The sequence below is a fragment of the Pollutimonas rozaliensis genome (genome assembly GCF_048751585.1).
Classification (GTDB): Bacteria; Pseudomonadota; Gammaproteobacteria; order Burkholderiales; family Burkholderiaceae_B.
Genome location: NZ_JAZHOB010000009.1, coordinates 167740 through 187661, shown reverse-complemented (window position 1 = coordinate 187661; position 19922 = coordinate 167740). Strand labels below are relative to the sequence as shown.

Annotated in this window: 16 protein-coding genes and 1 riboswitch; of the genes, 7 read left to right on the top strand and 9 right to left on the bottom strand. The window is 61.0% G+C overall.

Annotation, left to right across the window (positions count from 1 at the left end; translation table 11 throughout):
• Positions 1 to 11: 11 nt before the first annotated feature.
• A complete protein-coding gene (locus tag V0R37_RS17660) occupies positions 12 to 995 on the bottom strand; it encodes a Bug family tripartite tricarboxylate transporter substrate binding protein (RefSeq protein ID WP_420375768.1) in 984 nt (327 codons plus the stop codon).
• Positions 996 to 1130: 135 nt separating this feature from the next.
• Between V0R37_RS17660 and V0R37_RS17655 the strand changes: the two genes are divergently transcribed.
• On the top strand, positions 1131 to 2072 hold the full coding sequence (locus V0R37_RS17655; protein ID WP_420375767.1) for a LysR substrate-binding domain-containing protein: 942 nt from the start codon (positions 1131 to 1133) through the stop codon (positions 2070 to 2072).
• A 3-nt stretch (positions 2073 to 2075) separates the two neighbouring features.
• Here the strand turns inward: V0R37_RS17655 and V0R37_RS17650 are convergent, their stop codons facing one another.
• Both V0R37_RS17650 and V0R37_RS17645 read right to left on the bottom strand, forming a co-directional pair.
• Positions 2076 to 3512: an aldehyde dehydrogenase family protein gene (locus V0R37_RS17650; RefSeq protein WP_420375766.1), complete on the bottom strand. Its 1437-nt coding sequence runs from the start codon at positions 3510 to 3512 to the stop codon at positions 2076 to 2078.
• Positions 3513 to 3594: 82 nt separating this feature from the next.
• Positions 3595 to 4734, bottom strand: coding sequence for an iron-containing alcohol dehydrogenase (locus V0R37_RS17645; RefSeq protein ID WP_420375765.1), 1140 nt, complete (start codon positions 4732 to 4734; stop codon positions 3595 to 3597).
• A gap of 151 nt (positions 4735 to 4885) precedes the next feature.
• Between V0R37_RS17645 and V0R37_RS17640 the strand changes: the two genes are divergently transcribed.
• From V0R37_RS17640 to V0R37_RS17615, 6 genes are all read left to right on the top strand, one after another.
• Positions 4886 to 5860, top strand: coding sequence for a LysR family transcriptional regulator (locus tag V0R37_RS17640; protein WP_420375764.1), 975 nt, complete (start codon positions 4886 to 4888; stop codon positions 5858 to 5860).
• Positions 5848 to 5939: riboswitch (glycine riboswitch) on the top strand. It overlaps the preceding gene by 13 nt.
• A 151-nt stretch (positions 5940 to 6090) precedes the next feature.
• Positions 6091 to 7311, top strand: a complete 1221-nt coding sequence (locus tag V0R37_RS17635) for a D-amino acid dehydrogenase (protein WP_420375763.1) — start codon at positions 6091 to 6093, stop codon at positions 7309 to 7311.
• 213 nt (positions 7312 to 7524) lie between these two features.
• A complete protein-coding gene (locus V0R37_RS17630; RefSeq protein ID WP_420375762.1) occupies positions 7525 to 8535 on the top strand; it encodes a glycosyltransferase family 2 protein in 1011 nt (336 codons plus the stop codon).
• The gene (locus tag V0R37_RS17625) at positions 8525 to 9235 is read left to right on the top strand and encodes a class I SAM-dependent methyltransferase (protein ID WP_420375761.1); all 711 of its coding nucleotides are present in this window, start codon (positions 8525 to 8527) and stop codon (positions 9233 to 9235) included. The genes V0R37_RS17630 and V0R37_RS17625 overlap by 11 nt, the downstream gene beginning before the upstream one ends.
• Entirely contained in the window at positions 9232 to 9573 is a 342-nt protein-coding gene (locus tag V0R37_RS17620) for a DMT family transporter (protein ID WP_420375760.1), read from the top strand. Before V0R37_RS17625 ends, V0R37_RS17620 begins: the two co-directional genes overlap by 4 nt.
• On the top strand, positions 9570 to 11507 hold the full coding sequence (locus V0R37_RS17615; RefSeq protein WP_420375759.1) for a DUF7657 domain-containing protein: 1938 nt from the start codon (positions 9570 to 9572) through the stop codon (positions 11505 to 11507). The genes V0R37_RS17620 and V0R37_RS17615 overlap by 4 nt, the downstream gene beginning before the upstream one ends.
• Here V0R37_RS17615 and V0R37_RS17610 read toward each other — a convergent pair.
• Genes V0R37_RS17610 through rfbD form a run of 6 tightly spaced genes read right to left on the bottom strand, consistent with a single transcriptional unit; the run spans position 11473 to position 19881 of the window.
• Positions 11473 to 15378, bottom strand: a complete 3906-nt coding sequence (locus tag V0R37_RS17610; RefSeq protein WP_420375758.1) for a glycosyltransferase — start codon at positions 15376 to 15378, stop codon at positions 11473 to 11475. The genes V0R37_RS17615 and V0R37_RS17610 overlap by 35 nt on opposite strands.
• A complete protein-coding gene (locus V0R37_RS17605) occupies positions 15375 to 16757 on the bottom strand; it encodes an ABC transporter ATP-binding protein (protein ID WP_420375757.1) in 1383 nt (460 codons plus the stop codon). Before V0R37_RS17605 ends, V0R37_RS17610 begins: the two co-directional genes overlap by 4 nt.
• Positions 16747 to 17565, bottom strand: a complete 819-nt coding sequence (locus V0R37_RS17600) for an ABC transporter permease (protein WP_420375756.1) — start codon at positions 17563 to 17565, stop codon at positions 16747 to 16749. The genes V0R37_RS17605 and V0R37_RS17600 overlap by 11 nt, the downstream gene beginning before the upstream one ends.
• On the bottom strand, positions 17562 to 18110 hold the full coding sequence (gene rfbC / locus V0R37_RS17595; RefSeq protein ID WP_420375755.1) for a dTDP-4-dehydrorhamnose 3,5-epimerase: 549 nt from the start codon (positions 18108 to 18110) through the stop codon (positions 17562 to 17564). Before rfbC ends, V0R37_RS17600 begins: the two co-directional genes overlap by 4 nt.
• Positions 18110 to 18991, bottom strand: a complete 882-nt coding sequence (rfbA, locus tag V0R37_RS17590; RefSeq protein ID WP_420375754.1) for a glucose-1-phosphate thymidylyltransferase RfbA — start codon at positions 18989 to 18991, stop codon at positions 18110 to 18112. The genes rfbC and rfbA overlap by 1 nt, the downstream gene beginning before the upstream one ends.
• Positions 18988 to 19881, bottom strand: a complete 894-nt coding sequence (rfbD, locus tag V0R37_RS17585; RefSeq protein WP_420375753.1) for a dTDP-4-dehydrorhamnose reductase — start codon at positions 19879 to 19881, stop codon at positions 18988 to 18990. Before rfbD ends, rfbA begins: the two co-directional genes overlap by 4 nt.
• Positions 19882 to 19922 lie beyond the last annotated feature (41 nt).

Genomic DNA, 19922 nt, shown 5'->3' with positions numbered 1-19922 from the left:
TGCCGGGGGGCTTAGTCGGCCTTGATGCCGGATGCCTTCAGCAATTTGCCGTAGCGTTCGTATTCGCTTTTGTTCATGGCGGCGAACTCTTCGGCCGTCATGAGGTCGATTTCGCCGCCCAAGCCCTTGATGCGGGCTTCGACGTCGGGCAGCCTCAGGCTGGCATTCAATTCCTTGTTGAGACGGGCAATGATGTCGGACGAGGTCCCGCCGGTGGTCAGCAAGCCGTACCAGGTGGTGACGTCGGCGCCGGTGATGCCTTGCTCGGCCAGGGTCGGAACGTCGGGCAGGGCGGAGGCGCGCTTGGGCGAGGTGACCGCCAGCGGGCGCAGCTTGCCCGCCTTGATCTGGGCCATCGCCGACGAGGTGGAGTCGAACATCATGTCGGTTTGGCCGGCGATAAGGTCGACGTGTGCTTGCGAACTGCCCTTGTAGGGGACGTGTATGGATTTCGTGCCGGTGGCCAGGCTGAAGGCTTCGGCGCCCACATGCTGCGTGCTGCCGACGCCCGACGAGGCATACTTGAAGGTGCCCGGCTTGGCCTTCATGTCGGCCAGCAGGTCTTTCACATTGGTGTACTTGGAGGAGCTGGGCACGACCAGTACATTGGGCATGATGGCGACCAGGCCCACGGGTGCCAGATTGGTCAGTGGATCGTAGGTCAGCTTGAGCATATGTGGCGCGATGGCCTGCCCGGTGTTGGTGGCGACCAGCAGGGTCAGTCCGTTGGGTTCGGCGCGCGCGGTCATGGCGGCCGCGATGGTGTTGGAGGCGCCGGGGCGGTTTTCCACCACAACGGTTTGCTTCAGGCCGGTGGTGAACTTATCGGCCAGCGTGCGAGCCAGGATATCGGTGCCGCCGCCTGGGGATGCACCGACCATGATGTGCACCGGTTGGCTGGGATAGGTCTGGGCGGCCCCGGCGCCCGGAAAGGCGAAGCAAGCCAGTGCCAGCGCACAGGGCAGGGCGCGGCGTAAAAAGAAAGGGTATTTCATGGATTGTCTCCTGTATTTATCGGTTTTGTCAGTTCCGCCGCCACAGCGGAACCCGGGTACAGCTTAAGGGGTATGTTCATTCCATTCCAATAGAATATAGTCAGCTATCCATATACTTTTGTGTATGATTCAAGAATGACCGATTCCGCCGCCTACCCCTCTTTGCTGTTGCGCCTGCGCACACGCCAATTGGCCTTGCTAAGCCTCCTGGACGCCGAGCGCAATCTGGGCCGCGCGGCGGCCGCGCTGCATATCAGCCAGCCGGCGGCCAGCAAATTGCTGCAGCAGGCCGAAGATACGTTCGGCGTGGCCTTGTTCGAGCGGCATGCGCGCGGCATGACGCCGACCCCGCATGGCGAAATACTTATCCGTTATGCGCGCCGCATGCTGACCGACTTCGGCTTCGTGCGCGAGGAAATGGTGGCGTTAAGCTCGGGCTTGCGCGGCACCTTGCGTGTCGGCAGCGTGCCGGGGGCGGTGCCTGAATTGCTGGCCCCCACGCTTAGCGCCTACAAGCAGCTTCATCCGCGTGTGGCGGTTTCCGTCATTGTCGACACCAGCAATGTCATGATCCGGCAATTGGCGCGGGGCGAGGTCGACCTGGTGCTGGGCCGCCAGACGGACGTGCAGGGCGAGGGCGACTATGTCAGTGTGCCGCTGCTGGAAGAAGCCCTGGTGGTGGTGGCGCGGGCGCAGCATCCGCTGGCCCAGCGGGCCAGCGTGACGCTTGCCGACCTGGTCGGCATGCCATGGATACTTCAACCCCCCGGCTCGCCCCAGCGCAGCCGCTTCGATGCCATCCTGCACGAGAAAGGGGTGCGGACCCGCCTGAACATTACTGAATCGGCTTCAACCCTGGTCACTACGGCGATGCTGGAGATTTCCGACATGGTGGCCATTATGCCGGCTTCACTGGCCGAGCATTATGGGCGGCAGGGTGTTTTGCGCGTGCTGCCCGTCGACCTGTCGGTGCGCCTGCCCCCCATCTATCTGATCACCCGGCATGATCACAGCCTTTCGCCGGCAGCCGCCCGTTTCGTGGCGCAGCTGCGCAGCGATGCCGGATCGCCCGCCTAAGCCTTAACCGGCGTTCACATACGCCGTTTTCACGATGGTATAGAACTCCTTGGCGTAGCTGCCTTGTTCGCGCGGGCCGTGGCTTGAGCCTTTGCGGCCGCCGAAGGGAACATGGTAGTCGACGCCCGCCGTGGGCACGTTGACCATGACCATGCCGGCCTGGGCGTGGCGCTTGAAGTGCTGTACGGATTTAAGCGAGGTGGAGCAGATGCCCGCCGCCAGGCCGAACTCCGTATCGTTGGCCAGCTTCAGCGCCTCGTCGTAATCCTTGACCTTGATGACTGTGGCGAAAGGGCCGAAGATTTCTTCGCGGTTGATGCGCATGCCGTTATGGGTGTTGACGGCCAGGGCGGGTTGCAGGAAATGGCCCTTGGTGCCTTGTTCCACCAGTTCGCCGCCATGCACGGTGGCGCCTTCCGATCGGGCGATGTCGATGTAGTCCAGATCCTGCTTCAACTGCTTGTCGTCCACCACGGGGCCGATGTGCGTTTCGGCGTCCAGCGGATTGCCCACGCGCAATTGCTTCATGCGCGCCAGCATGGCTTCGACGAAGCGATCGTGTATGCCTTCGGTCACGATCAGGCGGGACGAAGCGGTGCAGCGCTGGCCGGTAGAAAAGAAAGCGCCGTTGATGCAGGCTTCGACGGCGGTCGGCAGGTCGGCGTCGTCCAGCACCACCATCGGGTTCTTGCCGCCCATTTCCAATTGCACTTTTTTCCCTGTTGCCATGCATTTCTGGGCGATGGAGCGGCCGGTGCCGACGGAGCCGGTAAAGCTGATGGCGTCCACATCCGGCGAATTGACCAGTGCTTCGCCGACCACCGATCCGCGGCCCATGACCAGGTTCAGCACGCCGGCGGGCAGGCCCGCGTCGGCCAGAATCTTGACCAGTTCCCAGGTGCAGGCGGGAACCAGGTCGGCGGGCTTGATGACGACGCAGTTGCCGAAGGCCAGGGCGGGAGCTATCTTCCAGGCGGGAATGGCAATGGGAAAATTCCACGGGGTGATCAGGCCGACGACGCCGACGGGCTCGCGCGTGATTTCGACCGTCAGGCCGGGCCGCACCGAGGGCACCAGTTCGCCTGTCTGGCGCAAGGCTTCGCCGGCGAAGAATTTGAATATCTGGCCCGCGCGTCCGGCTTCGCCTATGGCTTCGGCCAGCGTCTTGCCTTCTTCGCGCGCCAGCAGCTTGCCCAGCTCTTCCTTGCGGGCCAGGATTGCGCTGCCGGCCCGATCCAGGATGTCGAAGCGCTGCTGCGGTGTCGACAAGCCCCAAGCGGGAGCTGCCTTGCGCGCGGCGGTGATGGCGGCCTGGGTGTCCTGTTCGCTGGCCTGGGCGAATTCGCCGATGACGTCGGACAAGTCCGCGGGATTGATGTTGCGCGTGGTCTTGCCGCTATCGACCCATTGTCCGTTGATGTAGTTGGCGTAAGTTGACATATCGATTCCTGAAAAGTGATTCGGGTTAAGCGTTCAGAGAACGGTGGCGCGGCATGTCAGCGCTTTTCGTTCCCGGCGTTTTTTACATGGACTGCTCCAGCATCCGCACGTAGTCTTCTTCCGATGCTTCGCGCGGGTTGGTCTTGTGGCTGTGGTCGGCCAGTGCGCCCTGGACGATTCTTGGAAACAGATCGCGCGTGACGCCCAGCTGCTGCAGCCCGCTCGGCAGGCCCAGGTGCTGCGTCATCGCGGCAAGTTCGGTGCCGATGCTTCGCGGATCCGGCAGCGCCATGGCCTGCGCGATGCGCTCGAGCTTTCTTTCCTTCCGCATCGAATCGGACGGACTGTTGAATTCGATGACGGCCGGCAGGAAGATGGCATTCAGCGTGCCGTGATGCAGCTTGGGGTTGATGCCGCCCAGCGAATGGCTAAGGCTGTGGACGCAGCCCAGTCCTTTCTGGAATGCCATGGCGCCCTGCATGGAGGCGCTCATCATATTCAAGCGGGCGTCGCGGTCTCCGGGGTTTTGAGTGGCGAGTTCTATATGCGTCCAGCCCCGCATCAGGCCGTCCAGGGCGATGCCGTCGGCCGGCGGGTTGAAGGCGGGCGACATAAAGGTTTCCAGGCAATGCGCGATGGCGTCCATGCCGGTTGCCGCCGTCAATATAGGCGGCAGGCCCATTGTCAGGTCGGGATCGCAGATGGCCGACTTCGGAATCAGGTGCGGAGAAATGATGCCGACCTTGCGTCCATCGTCCAGGATCAGGATCGCGCCCCGGCCCACTTCGCTGCCTGTGCCGGCCGTGGTCGGGATGGCGATGATGGGCGCCGTGGCCGAACTGACCCGCGCGGCTCCGCCTTCGATGAGGGCAAAGCTCTTCAGCGAGCCCGTGTGGGTGGCGCAGACGGCCGTGCCTTTGGCCAGGTCGATGGACGAACCGCCGCCTATCGCAATGATGCCGTCATGCCGTCCGTCGCGGTACATGTCGGCGGCGGCGCGCACGGCCTGTTCGTTGGGATTGGGCGGCGTCTGGTCGAATATTCCGACTTTGGAGCGGTCGGCCAGCTTGTCCACCACCCGGTCGCACAGGCCGGCGGCCCGCACGCCGGTGTCGGTCACGATCAAAGGATGGCGTATGCCAAGACGGTCGCATTCCTGCTGCAGCAGGTCTATGGCGCCGAACCCGAACTGGACCGGGGTTATGTAGTTTATAAGGCTCATCTGTCTCTTCCTTCCCTGAAGTTGCCGCCCTGCGGCGCCTATTCCGGTTTTGATGGGGAAAAGCGCGGCGGCGATCCTTGGGACTTTAAGAAATAATGCCTACCCTGCATAATGACAGCTTCTGATATGGCCATAACGATTCCTTATACCCATGCTGCCGCCGCTGAACTCGATCATTTCCAGGCTGCGCCTGAAGCATTTCCGCTTGCTGGTGGCATTGGACGATTGCGGCTCTTTGGTCAAGGCCGCCGAGCAGGTCGCGCTTAGCCAGCCGGGCGCCACGAAGGCGCTGCAGGAAATCGAGTCGGCATTGGGCGCCGAGCTTTTCAGCCGCACGAACCGGGGGCTGGAACCCACGGACCTGGGCTACTGCGTCATACGCTATGCGCGCCTGATCACCACCGACATGATCCACCTGCGCGAGGAGATGGTCGGCATTCTGCAAGGCTATGGGGGCCGGCTATCCATAGGCGTGATCATGGGCGCCGTGCCTTTGCTGACCGATATGCTGTCGCCTTGGCTGGAGCAAAGGCCGGGCCTGTCGGTTCAGATCGTGGAGGACACCAGCGCCAGGCTGCTGCGCCTCCTGGACGATGGCAGGCTGGATGTCGCCATATGCCGGACCAGCATCAGCGAACACCCCGATCTTTACGAAGCGGTGAACATACGGGAAGAGCAGTTGGCCATCGTAGCCAATATCAATCACCCATTGGCTGAGGCCAGGAATTTGCAGTTGTCGGACCTGGCCGCATGCCGCTGGGTGGTCTATTCCGCCAACATGCCCATGCGGCTGCTGCTGGAGCGCGAGTTCCACGAAGCGGGCTTGCTGTTTCCACTGAATCTGTTTGAAACGACGTCGGCCTTTACCACGCTGTCCATGCTGCAGCGCAACCCTTCTATGGTGGCGCTGCTGTCGGTCGACGTGGCCCAGTTTTGCACGCGTTTCGGCATGACCCGGATCTTGCCGCTGCGCTTGCAGTCGCGCAGCGAACCGTACTATTTGATCACCCGCCGCGACCGGACCTTGTCCCCGAACGCGGCATTGTTCGTGCGCGAGGTGCTGGCCGATACCGCAAGCCCGCATGGCGATGGTATGATCCCGATCGTCGATTCAAGAAGCGTGTAGAAGAGACCGGCCGCATACGCCGGCGCCGACGGAGCAACCGCCCCGGAAACTCTCAGGCAAACAGGACTGCAGGCTTACAGACAATCTGGAGAGCGGCCTTCAATGGCCCACCGAAGGGGAACCATGCGCGGCCGGCCTACGCCTGCGGCGCCGGGTGAAACTCTCAGGTACCAAGACAGATGGGGCGTCGCCGTCATAAGGCGGCGGCCAACCGCTATCTTGGAGCTCCTATGCCTCACATTGCCATCATTGGCGCCGGCATCACCGGCGTCACCTCTGCCTATGCCCTTCGCAAGCTGGGTCATGACGTTACCGTTATCGATCGCCAGCGCTATTGCGCCATGGAAACCTCGTACGCCAACGGCGGCCAGTTGTCCGCCAGCAATGCCGAGGTCTGGAACAACACCGCAACGCTGGTCAAGGGCATGCGCTGGATGCTTACGCGCGATGCTCCCTTGCTGGTGAACCCATCGCCCAATTGGCATAAATACTCATGGATGGCGCAGTTCGTGCGCAACGTTGCCAACTACCGCAAGAACACGGTGGCGACCACGCGCCTGGCCATCGAAGCCCGGCGGCACTTGTACCAAATGGCCCAGGACGAAGGCATCGAATTCGACCTGGAGAAGCGCGGCATCCTGCACGTGTATCACGACCGTAAAAGCTTCGAGGCGGGAAGGCGGGTCAATGCGCTGTTGAAGCAGGGCGGTCTGGAGCGCCACGAAGTCACTGCCGACGAGGCGCGTGGCATCGAGCCCGCCTTGCGGAGCGATTGCTATGGCGGCTTCTACACGCCGTCCGACGCCACGGGCGACATCCATAAATTCACGCGGGGCCTGGCGGAGGCCTGCCAGCGCATGGGTGTGGCGTTCCAAATGGAAACCGAGGTACAGGCCATACAATCGGCCGGCTCGGCGCATCGGCTTTCGCTCAAGGGGGCCGGCGAACAGCGCTGCCTGGAGGCGGACGCCGTTGTGGTCTGCGCCGGCTCGGCCAGCCGGCGCTTTGGCGCGATGCTGGGCGACAGGGTCAACGTATATCCGGTCAAGGGCTATTCCATTACGGTCAATCTGGACGACGAGGCCAGTGCCGGCGCTGCGCCGTGGGTCAGCCTGCTGGACGAGGAGGCCAAGATCGTAACCAGCCGCCTGGGCCGCGATCGTTTCCGCGTTGCCGGCACGGCCGAATTCAACGGCTTCAACCAGGATATCCGCGCCGACCGCATCCAGCCGCTGACCGCCTGGGTAAGGCGCAATTTCCCCGGCGTGGATACGTCGCGCGTGGTGCCGTGGACGGGCCTGCGGCCCATGATGCCCGACATGATGCCCCGCGTTCGCGCTGGGAAGCGGCCGGGTGTGTTCTACAACACCGGGCATGGCCACCTGGGCTGGACGCTATCGGCCGCGACGGCGCGGATGCTGGCGGCAAAGGTGGAGCAGGCGTTGGCGTAGCGGCCGGCGGGAAGCTTTTTTACGACGCAAATTCTTGCCTGTCGTTACCGCATTGAAAAACTCCTGACGTTATTGTGATTCTTGCATGTCCGCTTGCCGGGCATGCGGTTTGCTGGCGTTGCCTTAAGGTATTCGGCTACCTTGCCGGCGTTTGCCTTCGGATTCAATAATCGTTTTATCCAGGAAATTATTGCGGTCTATACAGGGTTATAAGTGACGAACAAGCACCCCAAAATTGCAGTGGTCATTCCCAGCTACAAGGTGCGCAATCACATCCTGGGCGTCGTGACGGGATTGGGCCCGGCAATCTGCAAAATCTATGTCGTGGATGACGCTTGCCCGGAAAACAGCGGCGAGTTCGTGGAAAGCAGCTGTAACGACGAGCGATTGACTGTTATCAGGCTGCGGAAAAATCAAGGGGTGGGCGGCGCGGTCATGGCCGGCTATCGCGCGGCGATCGCGGACGGCATGGACATTATCGTAAAGGTCGATGGCGATGGACAAATGGATCCCGCCCTTATTCCCGATTTTGTCGCGCCCATATTGGCCGGGGAAGCCGACTATGTCAAAGGCAACCGCTTCTTCTACCTGGATCAGGTCCGTGCCATGCCCCGCGTGCGCCTGTTCGGCAATTCCGTCCTTTCGTTCATGACGAAGTTATCGTCGGGGTACTGGGACATACTGGATCCGACGAATGGTTATACGGCCATACATTCGGCCGTCGCGCGCCACCTGCCGTTCGACAAGATCAGCCGCCGCTATTTCTTTGAAACCGATATGCTGTTTCGCTTGAATACCCTACGGGCCGTGGTGGTGGATGTTCCCATGGAGGCCCGGTACGGCGACGAAGTCAGCAATCTGAGGATCCACAAGGTCATCGGCGAATTCCTGTACAAGCATTTCAGGAACTTCTTCAAAAGAATCTTCTACAACTATTATTTGCGCGATATGTCGCTGGCATCGATCGAGCTTCCCATTGGGTTGGCGCTATTTGCATTCGGGGTCGGGTTCGGGGGATATCAATGGCTGCTGTCGATAACCAGGGGGCTTTCCTCGTCGGCGGGTACGGTAATGCTGTCAGCCTTGCCGGTCATCATCGGCCTGCAATTCATCCTGGCCTTCCTGGGGCACGATATAAGCTCAGTGCCGAAACGTCCGTTCCATCGCCTAAAGCGCAGGCTCAATGCAAGCAAAAATGAAATGGAGCTTAAATATGGTAAATGAGGACAAGGCCTGGATCGAATACCGGGAACGGTTTGCGCAGGTGTATGACGAGTCCAACTACGCCAGCCCTCTGCAGTCATTCGTGATGCGCGCCAGCCATAAGCTTACCGAAAAGCCTTTCGGGCCGCGGGATCACTTCCAGCGTGTGATCGAAATCGGCGCCGGAACGGGCGAACACCTGCCTTTCGTCCGCCATGGCTTCGATGAATACGTCTTGACGGACCTGGATGCGAAAACATTGGAAGTGGCCGAAAGGAAGCTGGGCGGCCTTCATATGGGCAAGCTGCGCTTCGAGACGCAGGCGGCGGGGGGGCTGGGCTATCCGGACAATTCATTCGACAGATTGGTGGCCACGCACGTTCTGGAACATATCTACCAGCCGCATCTTGTCTTGAAGGAATGGACCAGGGTGCTGAAGCCGGGCGGTGTGCTTTCCATACTGATTCCCACCGATCCAGGCATGGCCTGGCGCCTGGGCAGGCATGTCGGACCGCGCAAGAACGCACTGGCCCAGGGCATCGCCTATGACTATGTCATGGCGCGCGAACACGTTAATTCCTGCAATAACCTGATCGCCATCCTGCGGCATTATTTTCAACCCTTGAAAGAGGCTTGGTGGCCGTTTCCCTTGGCCTCGATCGACCTGAACCTGTTCTTCGCCTTTCATGCGAAGGTGGCCAAACAGGACAGCGCGGAATGATCACCTACCTGGCTGCCTTGCTTTGCGTGCTGGGCCTGGCCGTGGGTCAGGTTTTGTTCAAGGTCAGCGCTACGGCATTGGCTGAAGCCGGCACCTTTCTTGCCCCCAGAGTCGCCGGCGCCTTGCTGGCCGCCATGGTCCTGTACGGCATCACGTCCGTGGGCTGGGTGTGGGTACTGCAACGAATAGAACTGGGACGAGTGTATCCATTGATGGCCCTGGCATTCGTGCTGGTGCCGGTGGCCAGCCATTTCGTTTTCGGCGAACGCTTCCAGGCCCAGTATTTCATAGGCGTGGCGCTGATCATGGCGGGGATCATTCTGGCGGTAAGGGCATGACGATGACGGCGTTCGCGCGGGCGGCGGCTCTGTTGCTGTTGGTGTTTGGCATTCTGGTGGGAGCCGGGCTTACGGGTTCCTCGCTGGGACTGGGCCTGGAACAGCAATCCGGCCTGGTCAGTGCGGACTCAAAACGCTTGCTGGGCCAGGAAAGGCCGATACGATCCGACGAGTGGGTGGTGTTCACGCCAATGGCCATCGCTCAGTACAACCACGAGCCGCGCTTTCCCATCGTCAACACGAACCTGGGCCCCGATGGGCAGAACATGCTGGTGGCGGGTATGGCGGGCGTGCCGGTCAAGCATATATCGCAACTGGCCAAGCCCTCCACCTGGGGATTCTATGTGTTCGACCTGCGCCGGGCTCTGGCATGGTATTGGTGGCTGCCGGTATTCGGCTCCCTGTTCGCGGTATGGGGGGTAATGGGGATATTGGCGCCGGGACGGTGGGCGGTGGGATTGGGAACGGCGGCGACCTTCGTCACCTCGGCATATGTGGCGGCCTGGTCCAATTGGCCGGCCTACACCGTGATGTTTCCCGCCATGGGGTTCTGCATGTTCATGCAGATATTCCGCAGCGTGTCATGGCCTCGGTTGCTGATGCTGGGCTTTGGGCTTGGGCTGGCGCTGGCCGGCTTCGTGTTTGTTCTGTACCCGCCGTGGCAGGTGTCGGTGGGCTATCTGTTTCTTTTCCTGACGGCGGGCGTGGTCCTGCGCGACCGGCTATGGCAATGCGTTACCGCGCCCCGGGTGCTGGCGCTTGCGCTGGCCGGGGTGGTCGCCGCCTATATGTGCTGGGCGTGGTGGAGCGATGCCCGGCTCGCCATCGAGGCCATGCAGGCCACGGTGTATCCGGGTCAGCGCACGGCCGCCCCGGGCGGAGGCCTGTCGGTGTGGGAAACCTTTCGCGGTTTCGTGAACAACCATTCGCTGTATTACGAATTCGCCACATTGACCAATCAAAGCGAAGCTTCGTCGTTCGTCCTGCTGTTTCCGGTGGTGATCGCCGCTGTCCTGCTGGGCCTTTACCGCAAGCGCCTGCCGGCGTGGCCCGAAGCGGCCTTGATGCTGTTCTGCCTGTTTGTGTTGTGGTTCCAGTACGTGGGTATCGGACCCACCTTGGCAAAATGGACGCTGTGGGGCAGTGTGCCGCCCAAGCGCACCGATGCGGCGATAGGCTTGGCTTCCATTTTGCTTTGCGGGGCAACGGTGGCGTCGGCCAGGACAGCGGAAGGCTTGCGCAATCGGGAGATCATCGCCATCAGCGCCCTCGGCGCGGTGGCGGCGATGCTGGTGGCGGTGAAGGCTCCCGAGGGCGCGATAGGGCGAGTCCCGTTTTCGATGTCCCTGCTGATCTTGCCGTTCATTTTCTTTCTGTCGTGTTGGCTGCTGCGCAAGGATGCGAGGTCTTTTGTGTTGGGCGGTCTTCTCCTGACCAGCTCGATGTCGCTGCCTTTCAATCCCCTGGTACGGGCCCCGTCGGAGGTCGCCCCGGCCGGCGACCTTTTGCGGGCCGCACGAGAAAACAAGCAGCGGGTACTGGTCGTGGGAACGCAGATCGAAGCCATGGAGCTTTTCGCGGCGGGTGTGCCGGTTGCCAGCGGTGTGTTCTATTATCCGCAGCGTTCAATATGGAAGGCGCTGGATCCCTACGGAAAAAGCGAACCGCTGACGAACCGCTACCAGCATATGCTGTACAGCAGCGATCCGACCGGCAAGGTGGCCGACTACAGGATAGAAGCTCCTAGCCCGGATGTCGTAAAGGTGTTCATCAATCCGGAGCGCTTCGATTTCGCCTCGGTGGGGGCGCAGATCGTGCTGGCCCCCACCGGGCTGGACCTGTCCGGCAATCCCTATGTCGAGTTGGCAAGCAAGGATCCCGTGCGCAGCTTCTACCGGGTTATTCCCAAACCCGTGGCGGCCAGGCCAGGCTGAAATCTTCGCTGCATATCGTCAGGTTGGGGTTGTAGGCCGGGTCGCTAAGCAGGCTTTCGCCCCAGCGCTGCTTCATGTAGTTCACTTCCTTGGTGAAGCGGGCCTGCTTTTCCGGGGTGTCCTCGTAGCCTCGGCTGGCCGATTCGTGATGATACATTTCGGCGTAGGGCGTCCATACGTTGCGGTACCCGGCTTTGGCGACCCGCAGGCAGAAATCCACATCGTTGAATGCGATGGGCAGATTGGCATCGTCCAGTCCGCCGACTTCCTCGTAAACGGATTTCTTGATCACCAGGCAGGCCGCCGTAACGGCGGACAAGGTCTGTATGAGCGAGGCGCGCCCGAAGTAGCCTGGGTGGTTCCTGGGAAAGTGCTTGTGCGAATGGCCCGCCACACCGCCCAATCCGATGATGATGCCGCTATGCTGGACGGTGTCGTCGGGATACCAAAGCCGTGCCCCCACCGCGCCCACGCCGGGCTGGTTCGCCAGGCTGATCATTTCTTCCAGCCAGTCGGGGCTGATGATTTCGATATCGTTGTTCATCAGGCACAGGTATTCGCCTTGCGCCTTCCTGGCCGCGGAATTGTTCAGCGCCGAGAAATTGAAAGGGCGTTCATCGCGGATCATGCGAATTCGCGAACTGTCTTGCAGGCCGGAAAAATAATCCAGCGTCGCCGGATCGTCCGAGTTGTTGTCGACAATCAATATTTCGTAGTTCTTGTAGCTTGTCCGTTCCACGATGCTGTCTATGCACTGCTTGATCAGCGCAAGGCCGTTGCGCGTGGGGATGATAAGGCTTACCAGCGGCAATGGCTCAGGCAGGGCATAGCGCACGCGATACATCCCCATGTCCAGCAGTTGGGCCTGCGCGTCGATTCCGCATCGGCGGAAATGATCGTCGATGGCGCGTTTGCCGGCCTGCAGGGCGTAGTTCTTGGCCTGCCCTGAAAGAGCGGTACTGCCTGGAACCGCTCTCCAATGGTACAGAACACGCGGTATGTGCACGATCTGGTAGTCGGCCAGCGTCTCGATGCAGCGCAAGGCCAGGTCATAGTCCTGCGAGCCCTCGTAGCCTTCGCGAAAGCCCAGCAGTTTCTTGACGAGCTCGGTCCGGTAGCAGCCCAGGTGATTGATCATGTTGTGCGACAGGAAAAGGTCGGGATTCCAGTCGGGCTTGAAATAGGGCGTCGTGCGATTGCCCGCGGCATCGATCTTGTCTTCGTCCGAGTAGATCAGTCCCGCGCCGGGGTTGTCCACGATGGCTTGGGCGACATGGAACAGGGCGTGTTCGGAAAGCAGGTCATCGTTGTCCAGCAAGGCGATGAATTCGCCGGTGGCCAGCTCCAGCGCCGAATTCGAGGCTTTCGATATGTGGCCGTTCTGCTTTCGATAGCAGACTTTGATACGTGTATCTTCGGCGGCATGCCGTGCAAGCAGCTGTCTGACGGAATCGTCCCTGGATGCATCGTCGGCGATGCATAGCTCCCACTCCGGATACAGCTGCGCGCGAACTGATGCTATGGCCTGGTCCAATAAATCCAGCGGAGGATCGTACACCGGCATCAGGATGCTGATCAGAGGTTTGCGCGGCATGCCCTTGATGCGTTTCCGGATATCGAATCGCAGGGCGTCGTCGATGCCGCCATAGCGGCGCAGCCACTCGGCATAATCATTGGGATCGGCGGGCGGCTGATCTCCGGAAGAACTGTGGGCGGCGCGGCGGGTCAGGCGCTTTAGCCTGTGGCGCATTCCCGGCAGGCCTTCACGGCGCGCGATGGCGCGCGCTTTATGGAAAGCCATGCGCCAGCCGCCGGCGCCTTGCACCGAGGCCGCCAGTACGCCCAGCAGCCGGGCGCCGCGCCTTGCCTGGTCGCTGGGCCATCGCAGCGGCGCGGTCAGCTTCCAACTGGTGGAGGCACGCAAGGCCTTGATCTCGCCCAGCAGCATATTGTTCAGGATGTTCCGCTCATTCAGCGCATGTTGATAATCCAGGGCCGATTTTTCCAGATTCCTGATGTGCGTTTCCTTGTCCAGTATCGTCTGGTTCAACTGCGCCGATTCGGTCAAGGAGTGTTCCCGGGACGATTTGAATTGCGCAATGAACGCCTCCAGATTGCCGATATGTACCGCCATATCGTGCATTGCGCTATCCCGATCCGGGCGCCGGGCGGGCCGGATCGCCAGCGGCTGATCGGGGTTCCATTCCAGGAATCGTTCTATCGGCAGGCCGGTGACGTGCTGTTGAATCTCCGCTTCCTGCTTGATGAATTCAGAGAGGTCCTCTTCCGTCAGGGGATAGCCGGCTTGTTCCAGGGCCGACTGTATAAATTCGCGACGCGATCCTGGATAAGGTTCGCCGGGAATGCCCAGTTCCTTTACAGAGGCCAGCATCAGCAGCAGGGACCGGAACAGCAGGCGGCCCAGCGGAACCGCGCCCTCCAGCGTCCATTCCTCATCGATGGCTGCTGGAGCCCCATTGGCTTGAATGACTATGTTCTGCGGAACAAGGTCGAAGGCCCTGCCCGGCAGCGCGGTATGCGGATCGCGCCATCCGGCCGATGGCGCGGCATCGCCCAGCACGCTGCGCAGCGCCTGGACGTGGCGTTCGATGAAGCGCGCCACGTTGTCGATCGACCAGCCGTCCTGGGTAATGGCCTTGACGAACTCCCACGATAGAGTGTGTCCCTTTATATAGGCCGCTGTGGAAGGATGGCTGAACCGGATGGGTGGATTCCCGTCGGCTGTCGCCCACGCCGCTCCCGACGACGGCGCTTGTATCGGCTCATAGCGTAACGTGACCTGGCTTTGCCCCGGCGTTTGGATAAACAGTGTTTGCTTGCAGTATTGCGGCGCGCGGCCAGTGCTGTAGTGATAGGCTAAAGTTTCATCGCCGTCGGCTTGCGGCGCCTTGGCTCCCGCCCGGATCAGAAAGGAGTTCGCCAGTTCCAGGCCGAGTCCGTTCTTGAAGACTTCCGGCCAGGCCAGCACCAGCGAGAAATTGGTATGGGCGGGAAGTTGCGGATCGGAATTCACGCTTTGCCAAGCCAGTGCGTCGGCATCGAAAACGGTGCTGTCCAGACCCGCCTGGGTAATGATGGACGCGGGCAGCTTGTAGTCGGGAAATGGGGCCAGGAATTGGGGGGCGGGAAATCCCGCCGCCTTGATCAGCGTATCCAGTTCCCGACGGCCAAAGGTTTGCGGCTGGTCGGCGCGGTAGCGGCCCTCGATTCCATACATGGCAAGGCCCAGATGGTCTTCGGGCGCGCCGGCGAAGTATTTCAGGCCCATCTGGTTTTCTATCGCAAGCAGAAGGAAGCCATTGGGCTTGAGCAGCGTTCGCACCCGCTTGAGCAGAGCAAGATGGGGCGATGGTCCCCGCGTGAACATATTGGCGTATTCCAGAACGCCGATAAGCGTGATGACATCGAATTGACCTGGGTGCTCGAAGAGGTCGAACGATTCCGCCACCACGGCCACATTGCGCAGATCCCGCGTCCGGGACCGCGTCATGGCGGCCCGGCGCGTGCTGCCCTCAAGGGCCAGTACGTTCGCCCCGCATTCGCCCAGATAGCGGGTGATGGCGCCGCAACCCGAGCCTATTTCAAGTATGTCGCCCCGCAGCTCATGCTGAAACGGGCGCAGAAGATTGGCGCGCGCGGCCGATAGATGATAGGTGGACGGCCAGTCGTCGCACTGCCGTCGCAGCTCGGGCGACAGCACCGATAGGTCGCGGGCCTGCTCGATCACGTTCGCCAGCCGGGTTTCGTGCTCGTCGCCGTCATTGTAATCAATGCCGATATGTTCGGAACGCGCCCAGACCCCCGTTTGCTCGTTCAATACATAGCCGCTTGCGGCAAGCTGGTCCATCATGTCGTTTCCCGGATGGCGTTGATGCGCAGGCCCATGTCCGCGATACCGAAAAATGGATCCTTCTCGCCCGGCTGCACATGCAGGTGGATTGCGTCGTAACGGCGGTCCAGCGGAATGATGTCTTCGCCATGGCGCTTGGCCACGCCTATTGAAATGAAATAATCGCCTCCGGCCAGGCGGCAGTCGAATTCGAGCTCGGCGCATAGGCTGCTGTGCGGGCGGCCGGCGCTCTGGAACTGGCGGTCGCCCAGAATCTCGGTATTGGTGCCGTAGATGGTTACGCCTTCTTTTGTCTTGATGGTGATGCCCAGGATGGGGCGTACGACGGCGGCCAGGAATCTTACGGAGACGGCAAGGACGATGCGCTGCGAGGGAGCGATGGACGAAGGATAGCTTTTCCCATTGGCGCCCAGATAAAAATCAAGAATGGCCACGCTGCCGTCGCCCCAGCGATACTCGTGGCGGTTGTAGCCCGGACGGGTTGTGAACAGATCGTCCCGTTTGCTAAGCCGGTAGGCGGGTTCGGACCCGGATGACGGCTGGCTGCCGGTCTTGCCGCGTTCCTGTTCCGCTTGCCGGCGCTCGGCGGAAAGGCCGGTCGGCAGGACGGCCTTGTCTTTGCCGAAGAGCAGGTCCAGGTAGCGGTTGACGACTTTGCGCGGCTCGCCTATCAGCACCTGTTCACCGTGATCCAGCAATAGGGCCCGTGAGCAATGCGCCACGATTTGCTCGCTGGAGTGGGTGACCAGCAGGATGCTGGTGCCGTTGCTTTTCAGTTGGCGCAGGCGTTCGAAGCATTTTGCCTGAAACTTGGCATCGCCCACCGACAAGGCCTCGTCAACGATCAGGATGTCGGGTTGGATCTGCGCCTGTACGGCGAATGCCAGGCGTATGGTCATCCCGCTGGAATAGGTCTTGACCGGCTGGTCGATGAAATCGCCGATGTCGGCAAAGTTCACGATGTCGTCGTAGCACGCATCGGTTTGCGCCGGCGTCAGGCCCAGCAGCATGGCGTTCATGTAAATGTTCTCGCGGCCGGTGAATTCCGGGTTGAACCCTGAGCCCAGTTCCAGCAGGGCGGCGATGCGCCCCTTGGTCTGAATAGTGCCGCTGCTGGGATTGAGCGTGCCGCAAATCAGGTGCAGCAAGGTGGATTTGCCGCTGCCGTTGCGGCCGATGATGCCGACGGTTTCGCCGCGGCCGACCTCGAACGAGATATTGCGCAGCGCCCAGAACTCGCGGAAATATTGCCTGGGGGGGCGGCGCAGGGCTCGTTGAAGGCGCGGGCAGATGGATTGCTTCAGCCTGTCCTGAGGCCTGTTGTAGGTGTGATAGCTTTTGCCCAGGCCTTCCACTTTGATGGACGGATCAGATGACATCGGCAAACCCCTTGCGGGTTTTCTGGAACCACGCGAAGCCCAGCCCCGCGATCAACAGGGAGCCGGCCAGGTATGGAAAAAAAACGGTCCAGTCGGGCGTTTTCCCCCAGAACAGAACGGCTCGCGCCTGCTCTATGGCGGGGGTCAGCAGATTGAGCAGCATCAGGTGCCGATATTGCGGCGGCAGTGCGGTGGCGGGATAGAAAATGGGCGACAGAAACATCATTACGGTGGTCAGTATGCCGATGAACTGCGCGATGTCGCGCAGATAAACGCCAAGCGAGGCCAGCCCCCAACTGATCCCCATGGTGAGCAGCATCAAAGGCAGCGCCACGAGCGGAAGCAGCAGCACAGTCGGGTGGGGCGGACCGAAAAAAACCACGTAGGCGAACAGCCAGACGGCCAGGCTGACCAGGGCGTGAAACAAGGTGGCGCCCAAGGCCACCCAAGGCAGCACCTCAAGCGGAAAAACGACTTTCTTTATGAAGTTGGCGTTCGCAAGCATAAGGCCGGGCGCCCGGTTTACGCATTCGGAAAAGATGTTGAAAACAATAAGGCCGGCAAAAAGGATAAGGGCGAACTCGGTTTTGGAATCGCTGCCCGTATTCCATCGCGCCTTGAAGACGTAGCTGAACACGAAGGTGTATACCGCCAGCATCAGCAGGGGATTGAAGAATGACCAGAGTATCCCCATGAAGGAGCCGCGATAGCGGCCCAGGACCTCGCGCTTGACCAGCGCATGAACCAGGTGGCGATTGCGCCACAGGCTGGCCAGCATCTCCCGGGGGGACGCGGAAAAGTCCCTCATCGGTCAAACACCTCGGCGTCGGCCAGCAGCGCGGCATTCTTGTCCTTTTCCGATAGCACCGGCTGGCTGGCGGCGGGCCACTGTATGCCTATGGCGGGGTCGTCCCACCGTATGCCGCGTTCGAATTCGGGAAAATAATAATCCGTGGTCTTGTACAGAAATTCGGCCACATCGGAAAGCACCAGAAAACCATGCGCATAACCTTCGGGCACCCATAGCTGTTTCTTGTTCTCGGCGCTAAGCAGTTCGCCGACCCATTTGCCGAAGGTGGGAGAGCTTTTACGCACATCCACGGCCACGTCGAAGACTTCGCCGCTGACTACGCGCACCAGCTTTCCTTGCGGATGCTGTATCTGGTAGTGCAGTCCCCGCAACACGTTGCGGGCCGAGCGGGAATGGTTGTCCTGCACGAACTCCACCTGTCGTCCTATGGCCTCTTCGAACTGCGCATGGTTGTAGCTTTCGAAGAAACTGCCTCGGCGATCGCCGAATACCTTGGGCTCCAGAAGGATGACCTCGGGAAGGGCAAGGGGCATGGCTTTCATCAGAATACCTTGTCATCCAGCATACGCTGCAGGTACTGCCCGTAGCCGTTCTTGGTCAGTGCCTGCGCCAGCTTTTCCAGTTGGTCCGCCGTAATCCATTTGTTGCGGTAGGCGATCTCCTCCGGGCAGGAAACACGAAGCCCCTGGCGGTTTTCCAGAGTGGAGATGAACTGCCCGGCCTCCAGCAGGGATTCATGCGTGCCGGCGTCGAACCAGGCGTAGCCGCGGCCCATGATTTCGACATTCAGCAAACCCTGCTCCAGATACAGGCGGTTGATATCGGTGATTTCCAATTCGCCCCGTTTGGACGGTTTAAGGTCCTTGGCCATGTCCACGACTTGTTTGTCGTAGAAATAAAGCCCGGTGACGGCGTAGCTGGACTTGGGTTTTTTGGGCTTTTCCTCCAGCGACAACGCCTTGCCCTCGTCGTTGAATTCCACTACGCCGTAGCGCTCGGGATCATTGACGTGGTAGGCGAACACGCTGGCTCCTTCGCTGCGCCGCATGGCGTTGCGCAGTTGCTGGTGCAGATCGTGGCCATAGAAAATGTTATCGCCCAGCACGAGAGCGGAATGATCGTTGCCGATGAACTCCTTACCGATGATGAAGGCCTGCGCCAGGCCTTCGGGCTCGGCTTGGGCGGCATAGCGCAGTTGTATGCCCCATTGGGCGCCGTCGCCCAGCAACTGCTCGAATCGAGGGGTGTCTTGCGGCGTCGAGATAAGCAGGATGTCGCGTATGCCTGCCAGCATCAGGGTGCACAGGGGGTAATACACCATTGGTTTGTCGTATACGGGCACCAGCTGTTTGCTGATGGCCAGTGTGGCGGGGTGCAATCGGGTGCCCGATCCCCCTGCCAGGATGATGCCTTTGCGTTTCATGGGGCTTCCGTTCGAGTAAGTTGCCGTATGGCGCGGTCAAGGTGGACGCGCCAGTCCGGCAGTTGCAATCCAAGCGCTGCGCTCAGTTTGCCGGTATGCAGGCGTGAATTCTTCGGCCGTTTGGCCGGTAGGGGATATTCTTCCGTAGCGATGGGCCGTATCTGTTCGGGCGCCAGGCGCAGGCTTGCACCTTTTTCGGCCAGCAGGCGCACGGTATGGACGGCCAGTTCGTGCCAACTGGCCTGGCCCGAGGCGGCAAGGTGGTAGAGGCCGGAGGGAAGGGCGCCCTGCCGTTTTGCGGCAATCGCCAGGGCCGTCACGTCGGCCAGCAATTCCGCCGAAGTGGGGGCGCCGAACTGATCCGCCACGATGCTCAAGGTGTCGCGTTCGGCGGCCAGGCGAAATATGGTCTTGATGAAATTTGCGCCATGCGCGGAGTAAACCCAGCTGGTCCGGAGAATCAGGGCGTTGCAGCCGCTGTCCAGGATGGCTGCTTCGCCTGCGCGCTTGCTGCGCCCGTAGGCCGAGAGCGGGTTGGCGGCGTCGGTTTCGATGTAGGCGTCGGCCTTGTCGCCGTCGAATACATAATCGCTGGAGTAATGCACCAGCAGGCCGCGGGTGCTGCGTGCGTAGTCGGCCAGGAGTGCGACCGCGTGCGCATTCACTTGCTGTGCGGCTGCTTCATCTTTTTCGGCCTGGTCGACGGCGGTGTAGGCCGCGGCATTTACGATGATGTCAGGCGCATGATTGCTGACTGTCCGCCGCAGTCCCGCGAGGTCTTGCATATCGGCCTCTTGCCGGCCCAGGCACGCCAATTCGCCAAAGGGCAACAAGCTGCGCTGTAACTCGGTTCCCACTTGGCCATTTTTTCCCGTAAGCAGTATTTTCATGCTGGATGCCGCGTTTCCTTCTTCATTGTGTGACTTGCATT